This is a genomic window from Caballeronia humi (assembly GCF_001544475.1).
GTDB classification, from domain to species: Bacteria; Pseudomonadota; Gammaproteobacteria; order Burkholderiales; family Burkholderiaceae; genus Caballeronia; species Caballeronia humi.
In genome coordinates this window covers 1-1,780 of sequence record NZ_FCNW02000159.1, presented here as the reverse complement: position 1 = coordinate 1,780, position 1,780 = coordinate 1, and the positions used below count along the sequence as shown (strand labels likewise).

Below are 1,780 nucleotides of genomic sequence, written 5' to 3'. Positions count from 1 at the left end.
CGCCTGCATCCTGACGGGTAACAAATTACATGAGGCAACGACCCTCGCGTGGTAGCAAAAAACCTGAGTCAATGCGGCTCTCATCTTGTTTGACGCGCGGCAGAACTTGCCGTACCGCGAGTCCAGCCAACTGCTAACTCATCGATTCATCAAACAATGGGCCCTCAGCGTGCAGCAGCGGCAAAGCCGCAGCCTCAAACTATTCGGCCAGCGGACGGACTCGTAGCTTTTCCGGTGGATCGCCGAATCCAGACGAGTCATTACCCTTTTCACGACGCCCATCTTCTCCTGCGCACAATTCCGATTTGGCCTTCTCCCAATACTCATCGGCCCTCCCGCTTGGGCGTCCATCCAGTTCCCACAGGTAAAACGCGAGGGTACGAATCTGATCCTCCGACATTTTCACGCTCATCGTCTGTCCCTTTGCGAAATGTGCGATCGAGCTCAACTGCGCGTCACTGCAATGCGCTGTCGTCAGCTAAAATTTATCGAACTGCCACCTTCCAGATGCCGCAGTCGGTCATGTCCGGATGATAGCGTCCAGACTCCCAGATCGCCCATTGCAGGCGGTCGCTTTCAACTCAACCGCAACGAACGAGTGGGGGAGCGAGCGTCTGCCGTACACCATCCGCCAGCTGGTCGAATCCAAGAAGATTTCTTCCTGCGCTGTTGCATCCCGCGGCACTTACCGTTGACCCAGAAGCACCGGCCAACAGTGCTTTCTGGGCCGCAGAGCCTTTCAGCCTAACTCCATACGGTTACGAACTCGGCTGCCATTCCACTAGCGGACCGGCTCCTTTGGCTTGGGTATTTCAACGGTCTGGTGGTCATGCGGCGTCGGATGACAGCAGCATCAGCTCGATTTGTCGGACGCTGTCGATTTTCTTCCAACACTTTCCTAACCCGTCTAACGTTCTGCCGCCGCTGCATGCTGCCGCGCGAGCCGCAAGTATGTAATCGCCGCTATTACTCCGAAAGCGACGTTCAACAAGCAGGTCACCCATCCTCGCGCATACGCAAACCAGGGGAACGCGCGAGTCACTACGTAGAAGTTGAAAACGTACAGCAGCAGACCAAAGATGGCTCCCACGACCGAAGCCATAGGTACGCTCGAGTCGAATTTAAACTGCGCAACGACCAGTGCGAGCATAAGTGCAAAGCACACCGACAGAGTAAGATGGACAACCGCCGCCACCAACGTCATCGCAAAGTCAAACGAACTGGAGCTCACAAACAGTGCATCGCCGAACGCAATGGCCGCCACCATCCGCGGTGGCCCTAGGACGTTACCACCGGTAGCCCAAACGAGCATCAAGACTACAAACGCGAGCACCACAGCGGCAACACTTCCCGAGATTGCGGCTGCACGCCAATCAGGGATCCGGCGAACAAAGTGGTGGAAATGCATATGAAGTTCCCTAGCGTCCTCGCTTTCGACATCGCGCCGCGCCGATCGCTGCTTCGAAAAGTGCGTCGACCGCATCATCTTTTTGAAGGCCGAGGCGCGGTTATGCACCCCTCCGAGAGATATATTCGATGTTTGAGAACCGGCGGGCTTGATCTAAGTCAACTCGCGAAGAAGGTTAACCTAGCATTTTACCATTCAACAGGTTCGAGTTTCTAATGAGTCGGTCTTGCAGAATCGCGCGAAGCCAAGCGCAGCGTGCGGATAGGTGCAGATAAGCAGTTGCGAAACTCCCAGATTCAATATGAAATGGGCCTATCTTCTGGGAGTGAGAAGCGCCGATGAGCACACCGGATTTCTTCCGCAGCCGCCTGG

The 1,780-nt window shown here is 55.6% G+C and carries 2 protein-coding genes; both read right to left on the bottom strand.

Annotated elements, in window-relative coordinates:
• Nucleotides 1-199 precede the first annotated feature (199 nt).
• Nucleotides 200-412: a DUF2934 domain-containing protein gene (locus AWB65_RS34710; protein ID WP_087660224.1), complete on the bottom strand. Its 213-nt coding sequence runs from the start codon at nt 410-412 to the stop codon at nt 200-202.
• Nucleotides 413-907: 495 nt separating this feature from the next.
• Entirely contained in the window at nt 908-1,408 is a 501-nt protein-coding gene (locus AWB65_RS34705; RefSeq protein ID WP_087660225.1) for a hypothetical protein, read from the bottom strand.
• Nucleotides 1,409-1,780 lie beyond the last annotated feature (372 nt).